The following is a 22522-nucleotide window of genomic DNA, read 5'->3' on the forward strand; positions in this document are numbered from 1 at the left end:
CAGCTGATGACATCGCGTGCTACGGTGATGTCATCAGCTGACATCACGAGACAGGGGCTCAGGACGATGAAGCGCATCCAGTACCACCAGTACGGCGGTCCCGACGTACTGCGGCTCGAGGACTGCTCGCCGCCGGCTCCCGGCCCCGGGGAAGTCCTGGTCCACGTGCGAGCGGCGGCCGCGAACCCGATGGACTGGAAAATCCGCGGCGGTGAAATGAAAATCCTGACCGGCCGCAGGTTCCCGCGCGGCCTGGGGCACGACTTCGCCGGTGTAGTCGCGGCGGTCGGCGACGGCGTCACCCGGTTCGGCGTCGGCGACGAAGTCCTCGGCGGAACGAGCCTCAAAGCAGCGGGAGCGTTCGCCGAGATGGCCGTCGCCGAGGAGAAGTCGATCACGGCGAAACCGGCGAACCTGTCGTGGGAAGAAGCCGCCGCCCTGCCCGTCGTCGGCCTCACCGCCTTCCAGGCCGTGATCCGCGTGGGCAAGCTGCGGGCCGGGCAGGCCGTGTTCGTCCACGGCTGCCTCGGCGGCGTCGGCCGGTGCGCGGTCCAGCTCGCCTCGGCACGCGGCGCCTCGGTGAGCGGCAGCTGCCGCGACACCGCCGCGCCGGAGGCACGCGAGCTCGGGATCACCCCGATCGCCGGCTTCGACTTCGACCCGGCGCCCCTCGCCGGGCGCTTCGACCTGGTCTTCGACACCGCCGGCACCCTGCCGGGCAGCACGGCGAAGTCCTTGCTCAAGCCCGGCGGCCGCATCATCGACATCAACCCCACCCCGGCGAAGTTCTTGCGCACCGCGCTGCCAGGCCCCTTCCGGGTGCTGGTGGGCAGGCCGGTCCCCGCGGACCTCGAAGCGGTCGCGCGGGCCGCCGGAGAAGGAACCCTGCGGTTGCCGATCGCGCGCGCCGTGCCGCTCGCGAAGGCGATCCCGGCCCTCACCACGCTGGAGCTCGACCGCACTCCCAAGGGCGGCAAGCTCGTCATCACGACCCCGTCTTCGAAGGGCTGAACCATGTCACCCGATTCCCTGTTCATGGTGTTCGCGACACTGCGCGACGACACCGATCCCGCGGAATTCGCCACACTGCGCGAAGACGAGCACCACCAGCTGGAGGCGCTGCGCACAGCCGGACGGATCGGCGCCCACTACGTCTCCACGGCCCGGCGGGCCACGTTCGTCGAGGTCTTCGCCGCCGACGAGGAGCAAGCCGCGGCAACGCTGGCCACCCTGCCCTTCGCCCGCTTCTTCGACGCCGACATCTACCCGGCCACCCGGTCCTGAACCCCTCTCACCGATCGGAAGACACATGACTGTCCGCAGGCGATTGCCACTCGGCAGGGTGCTCATCTCCTTGTCCGCGGCGGGAACTCTGATCGGCGCGTTCGCCGCCGACTGGAACGAAACCCACATCCACAACCCGGCCTGGCCGCCCCACGCCAAGTTCCACAACGCCCAGACCATGAGCATGGGCGCCGGGCTCGGCTTGGCCGGCCTGTACCACCTGTGGAAACCGGGCCGATCGCGCGCCTCCCTGGACAGCGCCGCGATCATCGCCGGCCTGTACGGGCTGACCCAGCTGTCGGCGGGCCTCTACCCGGGAACCGCCAGCGTCGACCCGCCGGGGCAGGACAACTGGCCGCAGCTCAAGTACACCCTGCCCAGCCTCGGACTGGTGCTGCTCGGCTACCTCGCCGAGCGCCGCCGGCTCGCCCGCGGCTGAAGACGGCCGCGGTCGCGCGATCCGGGTGGACAGCCGCCGCGCGGTCAGGACAAGTGCGCCGACAGCAGCCAGGCCGGCGCCGACTTGCGGCCGTTGCCCTCGTCCCGGACGTCACTGCCCGCGAAGGCCCCGAAGCCCGGGAAAGCTTCGGAGACGTTGGCGTGGATGCGGGCCGGCCGGATCTCGTCGATCGTCCAGTACGCGCCCACCACCTCCCGCAGCTCGTCCGCGGAGACCGGGTTGACCGGGCCCGAGGGCACGGTCGCACTGTCGAACACCAGCACGAAGTAGGACGCGCCGGGCGCCGCAGCCCGCACGATCGACTCCTGGTACCCCTCGCGCAGTTCGACCGGCATCGAGTGGAACAACGTGCTGTCGACAATGGTGCCGAACCGGCCGTCGTAGCCGGTGAACGTGCTGATGTCGGCGACCGAGAACGTGGCGCCGGTCAAGCCGCGCCGGGCGGCTTCCGCGCGCGCCAGCTCGATCGCGGTGGGCGACTGGTCCAGACCGACCGTCGTGAAGCCCCGCTCGGCGAGGCGGACCGACGTCGCGCCCTCGCCGCAGCCGGCGTCGAGGACCTCGCCGTGGAACGCGCCCGCGTCGATGAGCGCGGCGATCTCGGGTTGCGGTTCGCCGATGCTCCACGGCGGGCGGAACCCCTTCCCCATTTCGGGAGCCTCGCCACGGTAGGCGGATTCGAACAGCGCGTCGCTGGATGAGCTCGTCATGCACCCAGAGTGTCAACCGGGTTGATATATGTCAACATGGTTGACATGGACAGTCTCCGGGACGAACCGCTCGGCTACCTGCTGCACCGGGTCACCGCGGCCTTGCGCGCCGAGGTGGCCGCCACCGTGCTCGGGCCCGCCGACCTGGCCGCGCCCGCGTACCTCTGCCTGCGGATGCTGGCGCGCGCGCCCAAGTCCAACGCCGAGCTCGCCCGCGAGGCCCAGGTGTCACCGCAGGCGATGAACAAGGTGGTGCGCGAGCTGCAGGAGCGCGGCCTGGTGACGCGGCCCGCCACCGTCTCGTCCGGGCGGTCGTTGCCCGCCACGCCGACGCGCGAGGGCCTGACCTTGCTCGCGCGCCTCGACCCCGAGGTGGCCGAGGCCGAGGACCGGGTCCTGGCCGGGCTCGACGACCGCGGTCGGAGCGAGCTCCGGAGGCTCCTGATCGCGGCGTGCGGGAGCTGACGAAGATGCGACGTGTCGTGATTCGGACGCCGCCGCCCTAGTGACGGATGACGACGGCGGCGCGAGCCTGGTGCGATGCACTGGAGATCATCTGTTCTGGTCGTGGCCTGCGCCGCCACCCTGGTCGCAGGCCCCGCCGGAGTCGCGAACGCGCAAGCGGCGCCGTCACCCGCGGGCCTCGAACGTCATTCGGTCACCCTGCTCACCGGCGACGTCGTCCAGGTCGAACGGCAGCCCGGCAGCAAGCAGGCCGCCACCGTCCGGCCCGCGCCGGGCCGGGAGAAGATCCGGTTCCACCAGCAGGAGGTCGACGGCCACCTCAGCGTCTTCCCCGAGGACGTCACCGCGCGGCTGGGCTCGAAGCAGGTCGACCGGACCCTCTTCGACGTCACCGAGCTGATCGCCGAGGGGTACGCCGACGAGCAGTCGGCGACCCTTCCGCTGATCCTCACCTACGGCAAGGGCACGGACCTCCGGAAAACCACCGCGAACGCCGAGCTCGGTGCGACGCTGACCAGCGTCAACGCCCGCTCCGCGCGGGCCGCTAAGGCGAACGCCGCCGCGTTCTGGGCCTCGTCGGGGAACATCGAACGGATCTCCCTGGACCGCAAGGTCCGCGCCTCCCTCGATCGCAGCGTCCCGCAGATCGGCGCCCCCGAGGCGTGGGCCGCGGGCTACGACGGCACCGGCACCACCGTCGCCGTCCTCGACACCGGCTACGACCCCACGCACCCCGACCTGGCCGGCCGCGTCCACGAGGCGGTCAACTTCACGACCAGCCCCGACACGACCGACCACTTCGGTCACGGCACGCACGTCGCCTCGACGATCACGGGTTCCGGCGCCGCCTCGGGCGGCCGGCTCAAGGGCGCCGCGCCGGGCGCGAAACTGCTCGTCGGCAAGGTGCTCGACGACGACGGTTTCGGGTACGAGTCCTGGGTCCTCGCCGGGATGGAGTGGGCGGCGCACTCCGGCGCCAAGGCGGTCAACATGAGCCTCGGCGGCGGCCCGACCGACGGCACCGACGCGCTCAGCGTCGGCCTCGACGCGCTGAGCGAGCAGACCGGCACGCTCTTCGTGGTGGCCGCCGGCAACGACGGTGAACAGGGCGCCTACACGGTCGGCTCGCCGGGCACCGCCGAAGCCGCGCTGACCGTCGGCGCGGTCGGCCGTGACGAGAGCCTGGCGTCGTTCTCCAGCCGCGGGCCGCGGTTGGGCGACAACGCCGTCAAGCCCGACATCACCGCGCCCGGCGTCGGCATCGTCGCCGCCCGCGCCGCGGGGACCGCCATGGGCGACGTCGTCGACGACCACTACACCGCCGCCTCCGGCACCTCGATGGCCACGCCGCACGTCGCCGGCGCGGTGGCGATCCTCGCCCAGCAGCACCCGGACTGGACGGGCCGGCAGCTCAAGGACGCGCTGGCCAGCACCTCCCGGACCGCGAACGGCCTCTCGGTGTTCGAGCAGGGCGGTGGCCGGGTCGACGTGGCACGCGCGGTGAAGCAGCCGGTCTTCGCCACCGGCACGCTCGACCTCGGCGCGGTCGAGGACGGCAAGGCGCCGGTGGCCGAAGAGGTCACCTACACCAACGCCGGGACCACGCCGGTCTCGCTGAAGCTCGCGCTCGACGCCAAGTCCCTCGCCGGTGTCCCCGCCGGGGACGGGATCCGGCTCGGAAAGTCCACTGTGGACGTTCCGGCCGGCGGCCGGGCGACCGTCACGATCACCGGTGACCCGGCGAAACTGGCGCCGGGCACCTACAGCGGCCGGCTCACCGCGACCGCGGACGGTGTGGTCGTGCACACCGCGCTCGGCGCGGACAAGACCGCGCCCAAGCACAAGGTCACCCTCACCGCGCTCGACCTGCAGGGCAAGCCGACCATGGCGCCCTGGCTGCTGATGTACGGCGAGGACTACCGCTACGACGTCAACACCTGGCTGGGCGGCGGCAGCCTCACGGTCGAGGTCGGCGCGGGCGTGTACTACCTGACCGCCCAGGTCAACGGCACCGAGGACGGCCTCACCGCGTTCCAGGTCGTCCAGCCGGAGATCCGGGTCACCGGCGACACGACCGTCGTGCTCGACGCGCGCAAGGCCGTGAAGGTGGAGATCCAGACCCCGCAACCGTCCGAGCAGGCCGGGATCTGGAGCTACTACACCTACCGGGAACTCGGCCCGCGCAAGATCGCGAACTACGCCATGCAATTCGACTACACCCGCGAACTCCGGGTCACCCCGACGCCGAAGGTGACGACCGGTGCCTTCGAGTTCGGCTCCCGCTGGTCGAGGATCGCACCGCCGTTGACGGTGAACGTCCTGGGCGGCCGTGACGCGCTGACGAACCGCTACCTCGCCGGCTCCCCCAAACTGGACGGCTGGAAGCTGCTGCCGGCCGTCTCCGCGGGTCACGGCAAGCCGGCGGACTTCAAGAACGTGCGCGGGAAGGCCGCGATCGTCGACCCCGACCCGGCGGACTACAACCGCGACGACGTCTCCCGCGCCGCCGCGGACGCCGGGGCGGCGATCGTCTTCATCGTCGTGCCGGACGGCTGGGGCACCGCGTCGGTACCGTCGATCAGCGCGGCGCCGTTCCTGAAAATCCCGACCGTCCAGCTCGACCGGGACGAGGGTCTCGCGCTGCTGACGAAGATCAAGCGCTTCCCCACGTTCCTGAGCCTGCAGGGGATCGCGGTCAGCCCGTACCTCTACGACGTCGTGCAGACCGAGCGCGACCGGATCCCGGACAAGCCCGTCCACCGGGTCACCGCGGCGAACACCGCGACCGTCACCACCCACTACCGCCAGACCGGCAGCGGCGGTGAGGCCAAGGAACAGCGGTTCGCGTGGAAGCCGTGGCAGGACTTCGCCGTCAACGAGTACCAGCGGCTCGTGGCGACGCCGTCGACCCGCGAGGAGTACGTCAGCTCCGGCGACGTCCTGTGGCAGCACCGGGTCAAGCACGGTCTGATCTGGAACGAGATGTCCCCGCTCCAGGGCGGCATGACGGCGGCGCCGCGCACCTACACGGGCAGGGAGAACATCACCGAGGACTGGTTCGCGCCGGTCGTGCGGCCCGCCATCCCGCGGGGCGTGCCGGGCATGGACTCGACCCGCGAAGGCGACAGCCTCCGGATCCGCATCCCGGAGTTCGCCGACAGCCAGGCCGGACACTACGGCTTCAACGAAGGCGACGACCAGGCCGGGCCGGCCACGACGTCGGCGAAGCTGTTCCGCGACGGCAAGCTCGTGTCGGAACAGCCGTACGCGTTCGGCACCTTCCCCGCCGGCGCGGACCCGGCGACCTACCGGCTCGACCTGTCGGTGCGGCGTGATTCGCCGGAGTGGCTGTTCGGCACCGGCACACAGACGTCGTGGACGTTCCGCTCGGCCCGGTCGGCGGCCCCGGCGCCGCTTCCGTTGCTGCAGCTGGACTACGCGGTCGACGCGGACGCCGGCAACCGGCTCCCGGCCGGTCGCCGGGCCCAGGTCGGGCTGACCGCCCGCTTCCAGGACGGGATGGCCGCGCCGGACATGCGGTCGGTGCAGGCCTGGGCGTCCTACGACGACGGCAGGACCTGGCGCGCCGTCGACGTCAGGCGCACCGGGAAGTCCTACGCGGCCACGATCGACCACCCGTCGCTCGGCGCCACGAACTCCTACGTCGCGTTGCGGGTGCGGGCCACCGACCGCGCGGGCAACGCCGTCGACCAGACGGTGCTGCGGGCGTACGGGCTCAAATAACGTCGCGGACGGGCTCCGGGTGCCTTCCGCCGTCACGCGGCAGGAGGTGCCCGGGGCTCGGCTCGTCCAGCCAGCCGAGCTTGCTGGCCTGCCAGGCCAGCTGCATCCGGGTGCGGGCGTTCACCCGGCGCATGAGGTCCTGCAGGCGCCGCTGGACGGTCCGGTAGCTGACATTGAGCTGGGTCGCGATCGACTTGTCGCTGACCCCGCCGATGAGCAGGGACAACAGCCGTCGCTCGTCGGGGTCGAGGTGGCTGGTGGGCGCGGTGTCGCCGATCCGCAGCGGCGACGCGCGTTCCCAGTAGACCTCGAACAACGCGACCAGCGCCGACAGCAGGCTGCTCTCCCGGACGAGCGCGGCGGTGGGCTCGCCCGTGCTGTCGTGGCTGACCAGCGGGCACAGCGCCACCGAGCGGTCGGAGATGGCCAGGCGCACCGGCAGTTTCGAGATCGAGCGGGCGATCTCGCCACCTTCGATCCCCTCCAGGACGTTGACGATCCGGCCGGGTTCTTCGAGCAGGCCGGTCTCGTAGATCACCCGGTACTGCACGCCGCGGGCCTGCGCCAGCGCCTCCTCGACGTTCTCCGACGCCGCCATCGCGACGTTGCCCGCCAAGCAGAACCACAGCGACTCTTCGCGGGCGCCGCGCTGGATGGCGAGCGCCTGCCGCCGGATCGCGTCCACCCCGGTGATGACCTCGACGAGCTGGGCGGAATCACGCCGCCGCACGCTGCCGCGGTACTCTTCGGCGAGCTGGGACACCGCGGCCCGGGCGGCCTCCAGCTTCTCCTGGCCGTGCACGAGCAGCGGGCCGAGGGAGACGTCCGGCGGCGCGGACACGTAGTGCCCGTCGATCCTGCTGACGAGCCCCTTCGCCAGCAGCGCCTCCAGGATCGGCGCCACCTCGCCGCGGCCCACGCCGAGCCGGTCCGCGATCTCCTCGGGCGCGGTCCGGTACCCGCCGACGATCACGCGGTAGACCCGTTCTTCCTCCGGGGTCATGCCCAGCGCTTCCAGCACACTGCCTCCCAGCCACGCGACCGACGGGCTTCCATCGGCGTTGACGGCTCGTCGACAACGTACAACGCGGGTGCGGGCCGGATCGCGCTCGGCCGCCGTTCGGCGCTTTACAGCCCCGCGGAAGGTGCCTACGGTGCGCTCGCATCCACGCGGCCGGTCCGTGCCGACCACGGCTGAAGGAGGTCAGGTGTTCCACAACCACAGACGCAGTACCCGCGCCACCGTCACGGTGTTCGCGGCGGCGGTGTCACTCGCGGTTTCCGCGTTCACCGCCAGCAGCAGCGCCGCCGTCGATCCGGGCGCCGCGCCCTGGCTGGACACCCATCGCCCGGTGCCGGCGAGGGTGGAGGCGCTGCTGCACGCGATGACGCTGCCCGAGAAAGTCGGCCAGATGGACCAGCAGCTGGTCACCACGCTGACCGACGCCAACGGCGCGACGTGCGGGAACAACGGTTTCAACCTGCCCAACCCCGAATGCATGCGCAAGATCCTGGTCGACGCCAAAGTCGGCTCGATCCTCGCGGGCGGCACCGAAAACCCGGTCGACACCACGGGCAAGGGCGGCGTGGGCAACACCGGCTACGACTGGGCCACCGAGTACAACACCATCCAGCAGTTCGCGATCAAGAACTCGCGCCTGCACCTGCCGGTGGTGTTCGGCGTCGACGCGGTGCACGGCTTCGGCCACCCGTGGCAGGCGCCGCTGTACCCGCAGTCCATCGGCATGGGCGCGACCTGGGACCCCGCGCTCGCCCAGGCCGGCGGCAAGGCGACCGCGGACGCCCTGCGCGCCACCGGCTGGACCTGGAACTTCGCCCCGGTCCAGGACATCGCGCGCGACAACCGGTGGGGCCGCACCTACGAGACGTGGGCCGAGCAGCCGGCCTTGGCGGCCGCGCTGGGCGCCGCGAACATCAAGGGCATGCAGACGCCCGGCAAGCGCGGCGAGCTGAACGTCAGCGCGACGGTCAAGCACTTCGCCGGCTACTCGCAGTCGGTCAACGGGCACGACCGGGCCGAGGCCCTGCTGCCGATGAACTACCTCCAGACGACGATCCTGCCGCCGTACGCGGCCGGGATCGACGCGGGCGCCGGGACGGTGATGGTCAACTCCGGTTCGATCAACGGCGTTCCGGCCACCGCGTCGCACTACCTGCTGACCGACGTCCTGCGCGGCCAGATGCGCTTCCAGGGCGTCGTGATCAGCGACTACCAGGACGTCACCGCTTTGCAGACCGCCTACCACGTCGCGGCGGACCTCCCGGGCGCCATCGCCGCCGCCGTGAACGCGGGCGTCGACATGAGCATGCAGGTCTCCGACGCGGCTGGGTGGCAGGCCGCGATCCTGCAGGCCGTGGACACCGGCAAGATCTCGCGCGCGCGGATCGACCAGGCCGTGCGCCGCATCCTCACGCTTAAGTTCCAGCTCGGACTGTTCGACCAGCCGTGCGTGGCCGACCCGGCGAAACCGTGCGTCGACGCGAACGCCGCCGACGCCGCCGTCACCGCGGGCCGCGACCAGACGCTGAAGGCCGCGCGGGAATCGATCACGTTGCTGCGCAACGAAAACAACGCCCTGCCGTTGCCGTCGGGCGCGAAGGTCGTGGTGACCGGCCCGAGCGCGGACTCGATGACCAACCAGCTCGGCGGCTGGAGCGTGAGCTGGCAGGGCGTGGCGGGCGCCGGGCACGTGTGCTGCATGGGCCCCGAGAACCAGATCCCGCCGGGCACCACGGTGCTGGGCGGCATCCAGGCCGCGAACCCGGCCGCGGTCTACGCGCCGGACCAGGCCAGCGCCGTCGCGGCCGCGGCCGGCACCAGCGCCTACGTGGCGGTCGTGGGGGAAAAGGCCTACGCGGAAGGGTTGGGTGACAACCCGGCTCCCGCGCTGGCGCCCGACCAGCAGGCCCTCATCTCGGCACTGGAGGCGACCGGCAAACCGGTGATCGTCGTGGTCGTCGCGGGCCGGCCGGTCGGGCTGGGCCCGGCGGAGAAGGCGAACGCGGTGCTGATGGCCTACCAGGGCAGCACGGAAACCGGCACGGCGGTGGCGGACGTGCTGTTCGGCAAGGCGAACCCGGCGGGCAAGCTGCCGATCAGCTGGCCGTCCGACGCACCGGCGGTCGGTGCCGACTTCGCCGGCACGGCCCCGTCCCCGCTGGGCGACCAGCCGAAGTTCTTCGACCAGCTGCCCAGCACCGCGTCCGGCCCGGGCAACGCGTACAACCCGCAATACCCGTTCGGGTACGGCCTGTCGTACACGACGTTCACCCACACGAACCTGGCGGTGACACCGAAGCTCGCGCGCGACGGCACCGCCACAGCGACGTTCACCGTCACCAACACCGGAACCCGCACGGGTACCGACATCGTGCCGGTGTACGTGGCCCAGCCGGTGAGCCCGGTGGTCGTCCCACCGCAACGGCTGGTCGGCTTCGCCCGGGTAACGCTCGACCCGGGCCGGTCCCAGGTGGTCCGCGTGTCGTTCCCGGCGTCGGCGCTGGCCTCGAGCGCGGGGGACATCAACGCGTCGGGTCCGCCGGTCGTGGTGCCGGGGAGTTATGTGCTGCAGCTGAACAAGAACAGCACGACACCGTATGCGGTGGACGTGTCGGCGCCGTTCTCGATCCGGTAGGTGCCGTCGCGGGGCGGCGCCGGTGCGCCGCCCCGCACGACCGGTGTCGGAGTTTCCACCGCCACCGGTGAGGTGTCCGCTGCGCCGCGAAGGCGCCGGTCCAAAGACGCCGGCCGCTTCTCGGCGTGAGGGTGGTCGTGCTGATCAACTCGTGGGTCGCAGCCAGTCGTCTGTCTCGCGGTGGCGGCCGAGCCCGACCGCATCGAACTCATCGACGTGCCGGCCGGCGCTCACGGACGAAGGAATCACCCGGAGGATTCCAGGTACCGCGCCAGTTCCGCCACTGTCGGCGCGTCGAAGATCACCGCCGCCGGCAGGTCGACGCCCGATGAGCCGGCCAGCCGGGTGCGCAGCTCGACCACCGTCAGCGAATCGAACCCCAGCTCCGGGAACGGCCGGTCGTCGGCGATCACGGCCGGGTCCGGGTGCCCCAGGACGGCCGCGACCTCCGCGCGCACCAGCTCGCGCAGCTCGGCGCCGCTCGGGTTCGCCGGCCACTGGGGCCGCGCGGCAAAGGCTCGCCCGCCGGTCGGCGGGGCCAGCGCCGCCGTCGGGTCGAACCGGACCGGGACCAGGACGGGTTCCGCCGATCCGAGGGCCGCGTCGAACAAGGCCAGTCCCTGCTCCTCGTTCAGTCCCTCGACGCCGGACGCGCGCATCCGCCGCCGGGCCGTCTCCGAGATCCGGTCGCCGAGGCCGGTGCCCAGCTCCCACAGGCCCCACGCCAGCGACAGCGCGGGCAGTCCCGCCGCCCGGCGCCGGCACGCCAAGGCGTCCAGGAACCGGTTGGCCGCCGCGTAGTTCGCCTGCCCGGCCTTGCCGAACACCCCCGCGACCGAGGAGAACAGGACGAACGCCGTCAGCGGCAGGTGCCGGGTCGCCTCGTCGAGCACCAGCGCCGCGTCCGCTTTCGGGCGCAACACGGTGTCCAGGCGGTCCGGTGTCTGGGCCGCCAGGACGCCGTCGTCGACCACGGCCGCGCTGTGCACGACCGCCGTCAGCGGCGGGTCGCAGGCGACCAGACTGTCCACACTGGACCGATCGGCGACGTCGGCCGCGACGATCCGCACGTCCGCGCCCAGCTCGGCGAGCGTCGACCGCAGGTGGTCCGCGCCGGGCGCCGCCGGGCCGCGCCGGCTCGCCAGCAGCAGGTGCCGGACACCGTGCTCGGTCACGAGGTGCCGCGCGAGCGCCGCACCGATTCCGCTGGTGCCGCCGGTGATCAGCACCGTGCCGGCCGGGTCGAACGGCCGCGCGTCCGACGGCGCCGCCCGCGTGATCCGCAGGACGTGCGGCACGCCGTCGCGGACGGCGATCTGCGGCTCCGCGCTGCCGCCGGCCAGGTCCGTCACCCGGGTCAGCGGGAAGCCCGGTTCCAGGTCGACCAGGCCGAACCGGCCGGGGTGTTCCGCGGCGGCCGCGCAGCCCAGGCCCCAGACGGCCGCGGCGGCCAGGTCGGGCACCGGGCCGGTCGCGTTCCTCGTGACGAGGATCAGCCGCTCGCCCGCATGCTCTTGCAGCACCGCGAGTGCCCGGTTCACCGCCGTCCGCACGTCGCCGTCCGTGGTATCGACTTCGACCAGGTCCGCCGGCCCCGGCACCGGCGCGGCCGGAATCCACTGTGGACGGTAAAGCATCGTGTCCCGCGGCGCCATCGGCCGCGTCGTCAACGATTCGACGCGGGCCACGGGCTTCCCGTCGTCGTCGAACAGCGCGACGCGGATGGCTCCGGCACCGAGGCGGGCACCGTGCACACGTACTCGGCGGGCTCCGGGCGTGTATACCTCGACGCCGCTCCAGAGGAACGGCACGCGCGGTTCGGCCGGCCCGTCGGCGAGCGCGGCCGCGTGCACGGCCGCGTCCAGCAGGACCGGGTGCAGCGCGAACCGTCCGCCGACGTCCGGCCGCAGCTCCACCTCCGCGAAGAACTCGTCGTCACGCCGCCACAACCGTTGCACCGCCTGGAAAGCCGGCCCGTAGGAATGCGCGCGATAAGTGACGTCGGTTTCCGTCACGCCGGCCGGCGGCCACTCCCCCACCCACGCGGCCGGGACGGGACCACGGGGGCGCAGCCGTCCACTGGCGTGCTTCAGCCAGCCGTCGTCGGCGGGACGCCGGGCGTAGACGTCGATCCGTGGCTCGTCCACGACGACCTGGACGTGCACGTCTTCCGCGTCCAGGCGCAGCGGCGCTTCGATCGTGAGCTCGTCGACGGCGGCCCCGCCGGCGTGCAGGGCCAGCTCGACGAACGCCGTCCCGGGCGCCAGGACCGCTCCGCCGACGACGTGGTCGGCGAGCCACCGCCGGCCGCGGATCCCGAGCGAGCCGCCGAACACGACCCGCGGCGAGTCGGGTGCGGCCAGCGCCGGGCCGAGCACGGCGTGGTCGCCGCCGGCCGGTTCCGGGGCCGGCGCGTCGAGCCAGTACCGGGTGCGCTTGAACGGGTACGTCGGCAAGGCCGTGATCCGGGCGCCGCTGCCCGCGAACGCGGCGGACCAGTCGACGCGGACCCCCGCGGTGTGCAGCGCGCCCGCCGCGTCCAGCACGCCCGCGCCCGTCATCGAGCCCGGCACCACCGGCAGGACGTCGGTGCGGCCGAGCACCGGAGCCGGGCCGATCTCCAGCCCGACCGCGGGCCCGGCCGCGACGGCGGTGGCGAGCGCGTCGGCGAACCGGACGGTCGTCCGGGCGTGCCGCCGCCAGTGGCCCGGATCGATCTCCTCCACCGGACGCCCGGTGACGCACGAAATGAGCGGGAGGTTCGGCCGGTGGTGGCGCAGCCCGGCGGCGATCTCGTGGAACTCGTCGAGCATCGGTTCCAGCAGCGGCGAATGGAACGCGTGGCTGACACGCAGGCGCGTCCCGCCGCCGAAGCGGGCGGCGAGCGCCGTCGTCGCCGCCTCCTCACCGGAGAGGACGACCGAACGCGGGCCGTTGACCGCGGCGATCGCGACGCCGTCGCCCGTCCAGGGCGCCACGTCCGCCTCAGCGGCCTCGACGGCGATCATCACCCCGCCGTCGGGCAACGCGGCCATGAGCCGTCCCCGCGCCGAGACGAGCGTCGCCGCGTCCTCGAGCGACAGCACCCCGGCGACGTGCGCGGCGGCGATCTCGCCGACCGAATGCCCGATCAGGACGTCCGGTCGCAGCCCCCACGACTCGACCAGCCGGTACTGCGCGACCTCGAAGGCGAACAACGCGGGTTGCGCGTGCTCGGTGCGGTCCAGCGCACCGCCCAGGTCGACGTCGCCGAGCGCCTTGAGCGCCTCGTCGAACGCCTCGGCGAACACGGGGAACCGTTCGGCCAGCTCCTCCCCCATTCCGGCCCGCTGCGCACCTTGCCCGCTGAACAGCAGCGCCAGCCGCGGTGCGCCGCGGACCGTCCGGCCGGGGACCCGCCCCTCGGCGACGGCCCGCAGAGCCCCGGGATTGCCCGCGGGCACCAGCACGCGGTGCGCGAGCGGCGTCCGGCTCGCGAGGGTGTAGGCCACGTCGACGTGGTCAGGCGTCTCCGCCAAACCGGCCGCGACCTGCCGCAGCGCTTCGTCGTCGGCCGCGCTGAGCAACCACGGCGCGGCCGGAAACCCCGGCCGCACCGGCACTTCGGGGACTGCTGCCTCCTCGAGGATCACGTGGGCGTTGGTGCCGCCGATCCCGAACGCCGACACCCCGGCCCGCCGGACGCGGTCCGCGCGCGGCCACGGCCGGGCCTCGGCCAGCAGCTCCACCCCGCCGGCCGCCCAGCCGACGTGCGGGCTCGGCTCGTCGGCGTACAACGACGGCGGCAGTTCCTCGTGCCGCAGGGCCGCCACCATCTTGATCACGCCCGCGACCCCGGCGGCGGCTTGCGTGTGTCCGATGTTGGCTTTCACCGAGCCCAGCCGCAGCGGCTCGGCCCGGCCGCGGCCGTACGCCGCGATCAACGCCTCCGCCTCGATCGGATCGCCCAGCGCGGTCCCGGTCCCGTGGCCTTCCACGGCGTCGACGTCGGCCGCGGCCAGCCCCGCGTCCGCGAGCGCCGTCGCGATCAGCGCCTGCTGCGCGCGCCCGTTCGGCGCGGTCAGCCCGTTGGACGCGCCGTCGGCGTTCACGGCCGTGCCGCGCAGCAGCGCCAGGACGGGGTGCCCGTTCCGGCGGGCGTCGGACAGCCGCTCCAGCAGGAGGACGCCGGCGCCTTCGGACCATGCCGTGCCGTCCGCTCCGGCGGCGTAGGACCGGCACCGCCCGTCCGGGGACAGGCCGCGCTGGCGGCTGAAGGCCAGGAACGTGCGCGGGGTCGCCATCACCGTCGCCCCGCCGGCCACCGCGAGCGAGCATTCCCCGGCGCGCAGGGCTTTCGCGGCCAGGTGCAGCGCGACGAGCGACGACGAACAAGCCGTGTCGACCGTGAGCGCCGGCCCGGTCAGGCCGAACGTGTAGGAGATCCGGCCCGAGGCCACCGCGTGCGAAGACCCGATGCCCAGCCACGCCTCGAATTCGTGCGCGGCGGTGAACCGGCTCGCGTAGTCCTCGTTCATCACCCCGACGAACACGCCGGTATCGCTGCCGCGCAGCGCCGTCACGTCGATCCCCGCCCGCTCGAACGCTTCCCACGACGTCTCCAGCAGCAGCCGCTGCTGCGGATCGGTCGCGAGCGCCTCCCGCGGCGAGATGCCGAACAGGCCGGCGTCGAACTCGCCGGCGCCGTCGAGGAACCCGCCTCGCCGGGTCACCGACGTCCCGATCCGGTCCGGGTCCGGGTCGTACAGCCCGGCGACGTCCCAGCCCCGGTCGGCCGGGAACTCGCTCGTCGCGTCCACCCGGCCGGCGACGAGCCGCCACAGGTCCTCCGGGGAGCGCACCCCGCCGGGGAACCGGCAGGCCATCGCGACGATGGCGATCGGTTCGGCGGCCGGCGCCGGGTTCGCTCGCGGTGGCGCCTCCGGGCCGCCCGAGGTGAGGCGCGTCAGTTCGGCGATCACCGCGCCCGGTGTCGGGAAGTCGTAGATCAGCGAAGCCGGAACGGGTACCCCGGTCAGGGCGGTGATCCGGTACCGGAACTGCACGCCGGCCAGCGAGGACAGCCCGAGGTCGCTGAACGGCCGATCGCGCCAGCCGTCGCCGCCGTCGTGCCCGCACAAGGTGACCAGCTCGGCCCGCACCAGCGCGGTCAGGTCGGGCTGCCCGGGCGCGTCCGCCAGGGCTTTCCGCCGCGGCTTGCCCGACGCCGTCCGCGGTACCTCGCCGATCTCGAGGTAGGCCACGGGCACCTTGTGCAGGGAAAGCCGGCTCAGGCACCGGTGGCGCAGCTCCCCGGCGTCGAACCCGTCCGGGCCGGGCACGACGAACGCCACCGGCACCTCGCCGACGACGTCGTCGGGCCGCCCGGTGACCAGCACGTCCCGCACGGACGGCGACTCCTGCAGCACGGCCTCGATCTCGGTCGGGTGGACGTTCTGGCCACCGCAGACGATCACGTCGTCGACCCGGCCGTCGAGCACGAGCTTGCCGCGGGCGAACCGGCCGGCGTCTCCCGTGCGGTACCAGCCGTCGCGCAGTGGCGACCCGGCCCGGCCGTGGTAGCCGAGCATCAGGCCCGGACCGCGGACGAGCACCTCACCGTCGTCGATCCGGACGTCCATGCCGGGTACCGGCACCAGTCCCGGCGCACCGGGGACCTCGACGGCGACCTTCCCGCCCGTCTCGGTGCTGCCGTAGCCGTCGACGACCGGGACGCCGAACAGGTCCTGGACCGCCGCCCGGGTCGCCGGCGTGCACGGCGCTCCCCCGGACAGGCACAACCGCGCCGCTCCGATCCGGCCGTCGACCTCCTGGCGGAGCCGCAGGTAGACAGCGGGAACGCCGCCGACCACGCAGCCCGGGTACCGCGTGATCAGGTCCGGGGCGAGGCCGTCGGCGAGCCGGGTGTGCGAGCCGAGCGCGATGGTCGCCACGAAGGCGAGCGAGAGGGCGTAGGCGTGGTGTGTCGGCAACGGCCACAGCAGCGTGTCGTCGCGGCCGATCCCGAAGATCGGGGCATAGGCGGCGGCCGTCGACCACAGCATCGCGCGCTGCGAGAGCAGCACGCCCTTCGGCCGGCCGGTGGTGCCGGAGGTGTAGAGCAGCCAGGCCGCTTCGTCGAGGCCGAGGTCGTCCCGCAGGGTTCCCGCGTCTGCCCGTGGCGGGTCTTCGACGAGCAGGACGCGCAGGCCGAGCCGGGCGACGAGATCGGCGTAGCGGGCTTCGGTGACGACGACCGTCGCACCGGAGTCCTCGACGAGGTGCGCGAGTTCGGCCTCGGTCGAGCGGACGCTCACCGGCACCCCGACGGCCGCGGCCCGCAGCACCGCGACCAGCGCGACGGCGAACTCCACCCGGCTGCCGACGAGGACCAGCACCCGATCCCCGCGCGTCACCCCGAGCCCGGCGGCCAGATCGCAGCTGGCGCTCGCGAGCTGCCCGTAGGTCAGGGTTCGCTGATCGTCGGAATACGCGAGCCGCTCGGCGGGGTGCGACAGCAGTGCCGCCGTCAGCGGGCGGATGAGCTCGGTCCGGATTTCCTCCACTGAACCGGGTATACCGCAATCACGCCGGCTGTGGGGGGGCTCAGCGGGTCAAGCCGTTGAGCACCTCGGTCAGCTGCCGTTCGGTGTCGTCGCCCAGCTTTTCGAACACCACTTTGCCCAGCGGGGCCGCGAGCTTCGCCACGCCCTTGAACTCGAGCTCGTTGGTGTAGGTGATGCTCGACCCGGTCCCGCTCGGCACGACCTCGATCGTCTCGGTGGACGTGGCGGTGTCGTTGCGCCCCACCAGCACGACCCGGTCGTCGGTGAGCTGCTCCAGCGTGTAGGTCAGCTCGGTGCCGATCCCCGCGATCTTCGACGTGTTGTGCCACGACGAGCCGACCCGGACCGGGCCCGGATCCTCGCGGACGCAACGCTGCGTGCCCGGGTCCCACTGCTCGGCGTGGCCGAAGTCCGCCAGGTAGGGGACGACGACGTCCGGAGCGGGGTCGACGGCGAACGTACGGGAAACAGTGGTCACGGGCGCGGTCCCTTCCTCGATCTCGGCGTCCGGTTACCCGGACCGGGCCGTCCTACACGCCTTACCGAACCCGGACACAGCGCTGACGCGGTTCGGTCGTGACCGTCCTAGCGTGCGGACATGGCTCACCGGACAGTTGTTCTCCTGACCGCGGCACTGGCCTCGACCGCGGTGGCGTGCAGCCCGGCCGCAAGACCGCGCGTCCGTATCTGCTGCGCGCACTGATCCGATGTGGAACCGGACCGGAGCCGGCGGCAGCCACGTGACCGTCAGCCGAGCACGAAGTAGCGCAACCACAGGTACGGCGCCGCGATCAGCACGGTCAGCAGCGTCACCTGGGCGCCCTTGCGAGTGAACTCCCAGAACGAGATCGGGCTGCCCGACCGCGCCGCGATGCCGAGCATCACCACGTTGGCACTCGCGCCGATCGCCGTCATGTTGCCGCCGAAGTCCGCGCCCAGGGCCAGTGACCACCACAGCGCCTCCGAGTGCGCCGGATCCGGGATGTCCTGGGTGAGCGCGAGGACGAGCGGGCTCATCGTCGCGACGTACGGGATGTTGTCGATGACCCCGGACAGCAGCGTCGAGACCACGAGGATCAGCATCACCGCGAAGAGCGCGTCGCCGCCGGTGGCGTCCGCGGCCAGCTTCGCCAGGTCGCCGATGACGCCGGTCTTGACCAGCGCGCCGATCATCACGAACAGCCCGGCGAAGAACAGCAGCGTCTCCCACTCGACCCCGGCCAGGTAGTCCTTCGGCTCGGCCCGCGAAATCAGGACCAGCACCCCGGCGCCGAGCAACGCCACCACCGACGGCTCGAGGTGGAACACCGAGTGACCCACGAAGCCGGTGAACACCGCGAGCAGCACGACTCCCGACTTGACCAGCAGCCCGCGGTCGCGGATCGCCTCCCGCTCGTTCAGCCGCATCACGTCGGCCACCCGCGCCGGGTCGACCGCGAACGACCCGCGGAACACCCAGCGCAGCGCGAGGACGAAGGCCAGCAGCTCGATCGCGACGACCGGGGCCAGGTTGAGCAGGAAGTCGTTGAACGACAGCCCCGCCCGGCTGCCGATGATGATGTTCGGCGGATCGCCGATCAGCGTCGCCGTGCCACCGATGTTCGAGGCCAGCACCTCGGCGATGAGGAACGGCGTCGGCTTGATGTCGAGCCGGTCGCAGACCAGCAGGGTCACCGGCGCGATCAGCAGCACGGTCGTGACGTTGTCCAGGAACGCCGACGCGACCGCCGTGATCAGCACCAGCAGCACCATGATCCGCAGCGGCGAGCCCTTGGCGCGCTTGGCCGCCCAGATCGCCAGGAACTCGAACACGCCGGTCCGCCGCAGCACGCCGACGATGATCATCATGCCCAGAAGCAGGAAGACGACGTCCCAGTCGATGCCGGTGTCGTGGGAGTAGAACGCGTCCTCCGCGCCGGTCACCCCGAGCGCGAGCACGACCCCGGCGCCGGCCAGGGCGGCCACCATCTTGGGGATCTTCTCGGTGGCGATGAAGACGTAGGCGACCGCGAACACCGCGACCGCGATGACCGCACTCACCGGGCCGCTCCGGTGGTCAGCGCGTGAGCGCCAGCTCCAGCAACCGCGACGCCGAGATCACCCCGAGCAGCCGCTTGTCCTCCATGACCGCGACCAGCGGGCAGCGCAGGCGGGCCATGATCGCCGCGACCTCCACGATCGTGTCGTCGCCCTGCACCCGAGGCAGTTCCGATGGCTTCTCGGGCAGCAGCGACCGGACGGTCTTGCCCCCCAGCTTGTCCGCGACCCGGTCGGCCATCGACTCGTCCAGCACCCCGGCCAGCGACGGGTCGTCCTGCACGTACCGCGGCACCAGGAACTGCACGACCTGCGACGCCGGCAGGATCGAACACGGGCACCCCGAGGCGTCGGTCACCACGATGCCCGGCAGGCGCCGCTCGGCCAGCAGCTTCGCCGCGGCGAGCGCGTCGGAGTCCAGGTCCACGACCGGGTAGTCCTCGGCCATCTCCACAGCGTGCATCCACCCAGCGTACGGCCGACCGGCCGGGCGCGCGGCACTCCTGACGGTGTCCCGACGGCCGGGCGTCGGTGGGAGCCGGTGCGAGCGCCATGAAAATCCGTCCTCGAGTCGCCTCCTCCGCCCGCCACGGGCGAAGGGCCGACCAGACTTCCCGGCACACCACGCGTAAAGATGCCGCAAAGATCCGCCCGGGGCAAACCGGCGGCTTCGGTCCCTCGTGGTCGCCGAGGCCGAGCAGGTGCTCCTCGAGAAACTCGCGGTGTCCCCGCGTCCGGCCGGCGCCCGAAAACGTCAGCGAAGCGCAGGCAGGGCAGCGCGACGTTCGCGCTGGCTGACGACCCTGTCGTGGGCGTCAGCGACAAGGAGATCGCGCTCGATGTGTCGGTCAGGCGCGTCACCCTGTACCCTGCATCGCGCGCGCCCCGGCTCTGATCGCCTCGCGGATCCGGACGTAGGTGCCGCAGCGGCAGATGTTGCGCAGTCCGTCGAGGTCTTCGTCGGTGACCTCACGTCCTTCCTCGCGGACGCGGCGGACCAAGGCGACCGCGGCCATGATCTGCCCCGGCTGGCAGTAACCGCACTGGGCCACGTCCCGGTCGAGCCAGGCCTGCTGCATCGGATGCAATTCGGCGCCGGCGGTGGCCGGCAGCCCTTCGATCGTGGTGACTTCGTCGGCCGGCCCCAGCTCCCCGACCGGGATGGCGCAGGGGTTCACCGCCTTGCCGTTGAGGTGACTGGTGCACGCCTTGCAGACGTTGATCCCGCACCCGTACTTCGGTCCGGTGACGCCGAGGACGTCCCGCAGGACCCACAACAGCCGCACGTCATCGGGCACATCGACCACGACCTCCTCGCCGTTGACACGGAATCTGCGCTCGGGCAAAGCGTCCTCCTGATCTCACATCGCTCGGCCGATCCCGTCCACCGGCGACGCGGGAACCGGCGGAACGGTCGGTTTCGGCACGAACGACACCGTGCCGTGGTTGATCGGGAACTCGGTCGGCGTCACGCCTGTGGCGCGGCCGTAGGCGCAGGCGACCGCGGCCATCGACGCGGCGACGCCGAGTTCGCCCGCCCCGCCGGGGTGGTCCGAGGAGTTCGGCAGGATGATGATCTCGAGCTCCGGCGGGGTGTTCCACTGGCGGGTGTAGAAGTAGTTGTCCCAGCTGGCTTCGAGGAAGTAGCCGTCGCGCAGGTGCAGGCTCGAGGTCAGGGTCTGGGCGATGCCGTCCATGACCGCGCCCATCACCTGGGCTTCGAGGCCACGCGGGTTCACGGTGAGCCCCACGTCCACCGCGAACACCACCTTCGTCACCCGAGGCCCGGCGACGCCGTCGCGGACAGGCCGGTTGACGGTGGCGGGCCGGCAGTCGATTTCCACCAGCGCCGCGCTGGTGGAGTGGTACTCACTGTGCACCGCGATGCCTTGTGCCGTCCCCGTTTCCATCGGCCGGCCCCAGTTTCCGGCCGTGGCGACCGCCGCCAGCGCGGCTCGGGTCCGATCGTCGCCGAGCGCGTCGCGCCGGAACTCGTAGGGGTCCCGGCGCAGCTTCGCCGCGAGCTTGTCGACCACCAGTTCGCGCGCACAGGTGACGTCGGGGGAATAGACGTTGCGCATGCTGCCGGTGTTGAAGCCCTTGTCGGTCTCGCTCAGCAGCTGGCTCACGGCTCCGAAGTCGTAGGGCACTGTCTGGCTCAGCACGAAGAACACTTCGGAGAAGCCGAGGTCGACGACCGGCAGTTGCGCCGCGAGAGCGGTGACGATCTCCCCGAACCCGTGCCCGAGGTCCGTGGAAACGCTGGTGTGGCGCTGTTCGTAGCCCAGCACGGTGGCGCCGAGGTGGGCGATGCGCACCCGTGAGGTCGCCATCGGGTGTACTCGTCCCTGCCGGACGTCGTCGGCGCGGTGCCACATGAGCTTGACCGGTTTGCCGATCAGCTGGGACGTTTCGGCCGCCTCCACGGCGGCGTCGAAGAAGAGCTTGCGGCCGAAGGATCCGCCGCCCTCGACTACGTGCACGGTCACCGCGGCGACCGGCAAGCCGAGCTTCGCCGCGAGAGTTTCCCGCGCGACGATCGGCGACTTCAGCGCCGACCAGATCTCCGCGCGCCCGGGCCGGACGTCGGCGATCGCGCAGTTGGTCTCCAGTGCGCTGTTGCCCCGGAACCGGAACGTGAACTTGCCCTCCACAGTGGACGCCAGTGGCGGCGGCCCGAACGGCAGCTCGGCGAGCGCCAGCTCACGCAGCACCGTGTCGTCCGATTTCCCTTCCGCGGTCCCGGGTTTCCACGTCACGCGCAGGGCGCGCACGCCGTCGATGCACTGACCGAACGTTTCGGCCCGGACCGCGACCCCGGTGGAGATGACGACGACATCGGTCACGCCGGGCATCGCGCGAACCTCCGCCAGGTTGGCCACCGAGCGGACCGTGCCGTTGATCGTCGGGGGCCGGCACACCATCGTCGGTTTCGCGCCGTCGACCGGCAGGTCCATCGTGAACGTCTTGCGTCCGGTGACCGCGTCGCGCGCGTCGATCCGGTTGTGCGGGGTGCCGATGACGCTGAACCGCGCGGGCGGGTTCAGCGTCACCGGCACCTGCAGGGTCCGCGAGCTCGCGGCCCGTTCCGCGACCGCGCCGATGTCGACCCGCCGGCCGGCGCGATCGCTGATCACGCCCGCCTTCAGGCTCAGCTCGGCCACCGGTGTTCCGAACTCCGCGGACGCCGCCTGCAGCAGCCGCAGCCTGGCCGTGGCCGCGGCGACGCGGATCGGGGTGAACGTCGAGACCGTCGTGTTCGACGCGCCGGTGAGCTGGTTGAACACCAGTTCCGGGCGCGCGCCCGCCAGCGTCACGCGAACCCGTTCGACCGGGATGGCCATCTCCTCGGCGATCACCATCGCCGTCGAGGTGGTGATGCCCTGTCCCACTTCGGCCCGCGGCAACGCGAACGACACCGTCCCGTCGGCGTTGACGTCGACGGTGATCAACCCCGCGGTCGGCAACGCGGCCGCTGTCATCACCGCGTTCAGGTCGAGGAGCTTCGCCGGCTGCGGCGACGGGACGCCGTCCGCCGGCCGGATGTCCGCCGCGGCCACCAGCGTCGGCGCCGCGAGAACGTATCCCAGGAACCGGCGCCTGCCGAAATCTGCACCCATC

14 protein-coding genes are annotated in these 22522 nt (G+C 72.3%); 6 read left to right on the forward strand and 8 right to left on the reverse strand.

The features are described 5' to 3' along the window. The first annotated feature begins 66 nt into the window (after positions 1-66). Genes BLV96_RS10405 through BLV96_RS10415 form a run of 3 tightly spaced genes read left to right on the forward strand, consistent with a single transcriptional unit; the run spans position 67 to position 1723 of the window. On the forward strand, positions 67-1011 hold the full coding sequence (locus BLV96_RS10405; protein ID WP_086670629.1) for an NADP-dependent oxidoreductase: 945 nt from the start codon (positions 67-69) through the stop codon (positions 1009-1011). Positions 1012-1014: 3 nt separating this feature from the next. Next, entirely contained in the window at positions 1015-1284 is a 270-nt protein-coding gene (locus BLV96_RS10410; RefSeq protein ID WP_086670631.1) for a muconolactone Delta-isomerase family protein, read from the forward strand. 25 nt (positions 1285-1309) lie between these two features. Further along, positions 1310-1723 (forward strand): DUF6640 family protein, encoded by a 414-nt coding sequence (locus BLV96_RS10415; protein WP_086670632.1) that lies wholly within the window; start codon positions 1310-1312, stop codon positions 1721-1723. Between the two features lie 44 nt (positions 1724-1767). Here the strand turns inward: BLV96_RS10415 and BLV96_RS10420 are convergent, their stop codons facing one another. Next, on the reverse strand, positions 1768-2454 hold the full coding sequence (locus tag BLV96_RS10420; RefSeq protein WP_086670634.1) for a class I SAM-dependent methyltransferase: 687 nt from the start codon (positions 2452-2454) through the stop codon (positions 1768-1770). A gap of 45 nt (positions 2455-2499) precedes the next feature. On the opposite strand from BLV96_RS10420, the gene BLV96_RS10425 reads away from it, so the two are divergent. Both BLV96_RS10425 and BLV96_RS10430 read left to right on the forward strand, forming a co-directional pair. Further along, positions 2500-2919: a MarR family winged helix-turn-helix transcriptional regulator gene (locus BLV96_RS10425; RefSeq protein ID WP_086670636.1), complete on the forward strand. Its 420-nt coding sequence runs from the start codon at positions 2500-2502 to the stop codon at positions 2917-2919. Between the two features lie 75 nt (positions 2920-2994). Continuing rightward, entirely contained in the window at positions 2995-6663 is a 3669-nt protein-coding gene (locus BLV96_RS10430; protein ID WP_086670638.1) for a S8 family serine peptidase, read from the forward strand. Here the strand turns inward: BLV96_RS10430 and BLV96_RS10435 are convergent. Next, positions 6656-7684 (reverse strand): helix-turn-helix domain-containing protein, encoded by a 1029-nt coding sequence (locus BLV96_RS10435; RefSeq protein WP_086670639.1) that lies wholly within the window; start codon positions 7682-7684, stop codon positions 6656-6658. The two genes, BLV96_RS10430 and BLV96_RS10435, sit on opposite strands and share 8 nt — an antisense overlap. A 187-nt stretch (positions 7685-7871) precedes the next feature. On the opposite strand from BLV96_RS10435, the gene BLV96_RS10440 reads away from it, so the two are divergent. After that, on the forward strand, positions 7872-10319 hold the full coding sequence (locus tag BLV96_RS10440; protein ID WP_086670641.1) for a glycoside hydrolase family 3 N-terminal domain-containing protein: 2448 nt from the start codon (positions 7872-7874) through the stop codon (positions 10317-10319). A gap of 245 nt (positions 10320-10564) precedes the next feature. Here the strand turns inward: BLV96_RS10440 and BLV96_RS10445 are convergent, their stop codons facing one another. From BLV96_RS10445 to BLV96_RS10470, 6 genes are all read right to left on the reverse strand, one after another. Beyond that, complete coding sequence (locus tag BLV96_RS10445; protein WP_091389015.1) at positions 10565-16864, reverse strand: SDR family NAD(P)-dependent oxidoreductase; 6300 nt, start codon at positions 16862-16864, stop codon at positions 10565-10567. Positions 16865-16904: 40 nt separating this feature from the next. Further along, entirely contained in the window at positions 16905-17342 is a 438-nt protein-coding gene (locus BLV96_RS10450; protein WP_208608189.1) for an SRPBCC family protein, read from the reverse strand. Positions 17343-17611: 269 nt separating this feature from the next. Continuing rightward, on the reverse strand, positions 17612-18904 hold the full coding sequence (locus BLV96_RS10455; protein ID WP_086678579.1) for an ArsB/NhaD family transporter: 1293 nt from the start codon (positions 18902-18904) through the stop codon (positions 17612-17614). Positions 18905-18920: 16 nt separating this feature from the next. Beyond that, entirely contained in the window at positions 18921-19364 is a 444-nt protein-coding gene (locus BLV96_RS10460) for a CBS domain-containing protein (RefSeq protein WP_086678578.1), read from the reverse strand. Positions 19365-19758: 394 nt separating this feature from the next. Beyond that, a complete protein-coding gene (locus BLV96_RS10465) occupies positions 19759-20247 on the reverse strand; it encodes a (2Fe-2S)-binding protein (RefSeq protein WP_086678577.1) in 489 nt (162 codons plus the stop codon). A gap of 15 nt (positions 20248-20262) precedes the next feature. Next, a complete protein-coding gene (locus tag BLV96_RS10470; RefSeq protein ID WP_086678576.1) occupies positions 20263-22521 on the reverse strand; it encodes a molybdopterin cofactor-binding domain-containing protein in 2259 nt (752 codons plus the stop codon). Between the last annotated feature and the right edge of the window lies 1 nt (position 22522).

The organism is Amycolatopsis pretoriensis, from assembly GCF_900107925.1.
GTDB lineage: Bacteria > Actinomycetota > Actinomycetes > Mycobacteriales > Pseudonocardiaceae > Amycolatopsis > Amycolatopsis pretoriensis.